Annotated in this window: 4 protein-coding genes; 1 reads left to right on the top strand and 3 read right to left on the bottom strand. The window is 43.1% G+C overall.

Annotation, left to right across the window (positions count from 1 at the left end; all coding sequences use genetic code 11):
- Positions 1-59 precede the first annotated feature (59 nt).
- Positions 60-665: a 3'-5' exonuclease gene (locus B7Y67_RS13000; RefSeq protein WP_293599013.1), complete on the bottom strand. Its 606-nt coding sequence runs from the start codon at positions 663-665 to the stop codon at positions 60-62.
- A 155-nt stretch (positions 666-820) separates the two neighbouring features.
- Between B7Y67_RS13000 and B7Y67_RS12995 the strand changes: the two genes are divergently transcribed.
- Positions 821-1,588 (top strand): metallophosphoesterase, encoded by a 768-nt coding sequence (locus B7Y67_RS12995; RefSeq protein WP_293599012.1) that lies wholly within the window; start codon positions 821-823, stop codon positions 1,586-1,588.
- 31 nt (positions 1,589-1,619) lie between these two features.
- Here B7Y67_RS12995 and B7Y67_RS12990 read toward each other — a convergent pair whose 3' ends face one another.
- Together B7Y67_RS12990 and B7Y67_RS12985 are read right to left on the bottom strand one after the other, a co-directional pair.
- Positions 1,620-2,915, bottom strand: coding sequence for a type II toxin-antitoxin system HipA family toxin (locus B7Y67_RS12990; RefSeq protein WP_293599011.1), 1,296 nt, complete (start codon positions 2,913-2,915; stop codon positions 1,620-1,622).
- Positions 2,916-2,926: 11 nt separating this feature from the next.
- A complete protein-coding gene (locus B7Y67_RS12985) occupies positions 2,927-3,268 on the bottom strand; it encodes a helix-turn-helix transcriptional regulator (protein ID WP_293599010.1) in 342 nt (113 codons plus the stop codon).
- Positions 3,269-3,631 lie beyond the last annotated feature (363 nt).

The raw sequence follows: 3,631 nt of genomic DNA, 5'->3' as shown, positions 1-3,631 counted from the left end.
TTCAAATAATCAAATCCAGCGGAATCAATATAACCCTATTTTTAGGTATATAGATACGGCTATTTCAAAGCCCTTGCATCGCTTACCAGTTGATATATCCGATTGTGCCTGTGAAGGATTTCAAAGAAAAGCCTCAAGGTATTGAGAGCATCAACATCTGCTCTATGTGGACTGCCTTCAAATTGAAGCTTAAAAGAACCCAGGCCTGAGGATAGACCGCCACTGGGTTTTTTGCCCATGGCAAGCATGTGCAGGCTATACCAAGTTTTGACATCGATCCAGCGACGACCAAAATGGGGAAAGCTGATACCTCGATCTTTAAATTCAGCTTTCAGTTCAAGTGAATCGCCACCGCCCCAAGTAATGGGATTAACAAAGCAATTACGCGTAGTAATAATTTTCCCAATTTCTTTAGCTATTTGTTCATGTGGAACTGCATAGTCAGAAATATCCTGATTGCAAATGCCCGTTAATTGGGTGATGAACTCAAAAATAGGCTCTTGAGGATCTAAGAACCATTTATACGTAGATAGGGATTGATTGACATAGTCATGGTAGTTTCCGACTGCTAACCCTATTTGAATGATCTTTGGATTTACTGTGGAATTATCTTGAGCATTATTGAGCTCTAAATCAAGCGAGAAATAGTTTTGTTCTTGATGCATTTTTGATGAACGCGGTTTTTAGTAGTATGTTGATAATTTAGAGTCCCCCAAGGCTAACGTCAATGCCAAGCTCAATTCCTTGTAAGACGTCATGGTTAATTTATTGACTACACTAGATCTCAATATCAAGATCATCATGGCGACTTATCTAAATTATGAAAATTCATGTACTAAGTGATTTGCATTTAGAATCTGCCGACTTTTCACCTACATTAAATGCGGCAGATGTTATTGTCCTGGCCGGTGATATTGGCCTGCGCTCAGAGGGTATAACTTGGGCTAGAAAATCGTTTCCAAATCAAGAGACTATTTATGTGGCTGGCAATCATGAGTTCTATGGCTCCCAGCGTGGTCATGCCATTGAACGGATGAGGAACGCATCCACTGAGTACGGAATTCATTTTCTTGATAATGATGTGCTGCAACTGCAGGATCCTAAATCAAATAGGCCCATCCGCTTCTTGGGAGCTACGTTATGGACTGACTTTTTATTATTTGGCGAGGATCTAAAATCTAAATGCCTATCGTATGGCGAGCTTTACTTAAATGACTTTAGAACAATACGTGATGGAGGAAGAAATTTTTCCCCGAAAAAATCGATTCAATTACATGAAAAATCATTGGCTTGGCTCCAGCAGGAGCTAGAGAGCCCATTTGATGGCAAGACGGTGGTAATTACGCACCATCCACCCTCAATGAGCTCAGTTGCAGAGCGATATAAGCAAGATTTATTGTCTGCCTGCTTTTCCTCGGAGTTGGCGCACCTCTTTGGCAAGATGTCTCTATGGATTCATGGGCATACGCATGATTCCTGCGACTATGAAATGAATGGTACTAGGGTAGTTTGTAATCCTCGCGGTTATGTTCGATCTAACCACGCCGAAAACCCAGAATTCAATTCATCCCTTATTATTGAAATCTAGTTGTCCAGCAAGATCTTCTCGATGGGGGGGATTAGCCCTTAGCTAAAGACTTGATTAATTCAGGGCTGCAAATATCGTCAATGTGCCTAAAGGCTCGGGAGATTTCTTTAATTTGATCTGCAGGAATTCCAAGGCTTTCGAAGTGTGTTTTCCACTGCCTAGTTACTCTCCATACGCGATCGATAATAGAGCTTGCTTGTTGCGGAGATAAACCAAAGCGTTCTTTAGCCCCATAGGCATTGTCTAGGGTTGCTAGCTTACCTTGAGGTCCGACCCCTAGGTGTTGGTAGCGCTCACTTGCAATGACTGCATGAGGCATCACATCGTAGAGCGGGCTTAGGCTCCAGCCTTTAAGCCCCTGATTCCATAAGAATGCATGATTGCGTAGATGATCATCATCGTTGCTGACAAAAAGGTTAAAGATCATGCGTGCATATAGTTCTTCAACATCCGATTTGACTGTTTGAACCAGACAATATCTGCGTATAGCATCTGCAATATCCATATAGCTTTTTGTATTGGACTCTGATTCGTGGCAAGCAATGAGGGTGAGAGCGCTAACCACATGATGACGAATCTCTACTGAACGGGCTGCAGCGGTCCAAGAGCGATCGAAGCGTTTAACCATCAACACCTTTTTCTTGCCAACTTGCTCTAATTGAGTTTCAGCAACCTTGAGACCGGCTAACTCTGCAAGCTTGAGAGTGGCATATTCAATGCTTGGTACATCTAAGACTCCATCAGTGTTGCCTGGGAACTTGGCCATCCATAAAATGTTGTCATCGTCGCGCACGCTTGCCTTTGGACGCATACCCCCTAGGCCGCTACCCACAATCAAAATTCTAGATAGTGCTTCGGAAACTGGTAAGCCTGCCTCAATCTTCTGCGCACCCTCGAGTACGTATGACAGATTGTGAATACTTTCATGAGCGGGGCGCTCTTCTTGAGTTAAGGAGGCTCGAACATCTAACGCCCCAATGCGATCGCTACCAGCCTCAAGAAGGTAGGTTGATTCTGGCAGGCTATTAGCTGGAACCTTAAGTCTTGCCTCAATAACTCTTCTTCCCCAAGAATCAGGAGCGGCATCACGAATTCCGCCAAAAGCTTCTAAGCCATTTGGTGGAACGAGGCGCCTACCTTTGATCTCGCTTTTATTCTTGAGGCTAAGGGCGACGGGATCAATTTCCTGTACATTGCCCCTATCTAAGTAACGTAAGCCATAAGCAAATGAAGAGGCAATGAGTCTTGAGCCTTCCTCATCTACTTGCAGTTGTCCTGCTGGTACAAAATCACCATCAAGATTGGCAAAGACAAACAGATTCTTCATCGTGTTTGCCATCAGAAATCAAGCGCTTTCATTTCAGCTGTACTTAAGTCACGTACGCGTTGTGGACGTGAGCGACGCTCTAAAGCAATAATCGCAGGATCATCTCCGCTTAATAGTTGAAATAAGTTCATGCCTGGAGCGATTGCATCTAAGTAACGCAGGAGCGCACCAACGGCTACACCAGGATCACCCTTTTCAATGCGCTGTGCAGTAGCGCGAGATAGGCCGGCACGGACTGCTGCTTCACTTTGGCGAACACGACGCGCAAGACGCAAAGAAACAAGGCATTGCGCTATTTCAGCGGATTGGCCAAGTTGCTTTGATGCTAGGGTAAGTTGTTGATCTACGCGCATAGTTGCCTCATGCTCTTCATTAAGTACGAGACACTAATATACCTGTTTATACGTCATTGGTCAATAAAAATGACTCATAAATAATACCTTAAGTATATTAGGGACTCATTTATGAGTCATTTACTAATTTAAACTAGTAGAATACAAGCGGTCTATTTGCGTCAAGGGCACCCTGGTCGGCAGCATGTCAATAAAAAAGCATATATCACGCTAAATTGAGTCAATATGTCAACAAAACTGCACATAACTGGCTTTATTGTCAACAAAACTGCATATTGCAATTAAATACATATCTTTTGGGCTATTTACTAAAAAATTGCCCGAACCACTATTTCGTAGGAAAAAGTGAGGATATATTTAGAA

Source organism: Polynucleobacter sp. 35-46-11 (assembly GCF_002281105.1).
Note: the sequence above shows the minus strand (reverse complement) of the source record. Positions and strands in the feature narration are given on the sequence as shown.

Bases quoted from the DNA above. Each gene is read 5' to 3' on its own strand.
- B7Y67_RS13000 (WP_293599013.1), bottom strand. From the start codon at position 665: ATGCATCAAGAACAAAACTATTTCTCGCTTGATTTAGAGCTCAATAAT.
- B7Y67_RS12995 (WP_293599012.1), top strand. From the start codon at position 821: ATGAAAATTCATGTACTAAGTGATTTGCATTTAGAATCTGCCGACTTT.
- B7Y67_RS12985 (WP_293599010.1), bottom strand. From the start codon at position 3,268: ATGCGCGTAGATCAACAACTTACCCTAGCATCAAAGCAACTTGGCCAA.
- B7Y67_RS12990 (WP_293599011.1), bottom strand. From the start codon at position 2,915: ATGAAGAATCTGTTTGTCTTTGCCAATCTTGATGGTGATTTTGTACCA.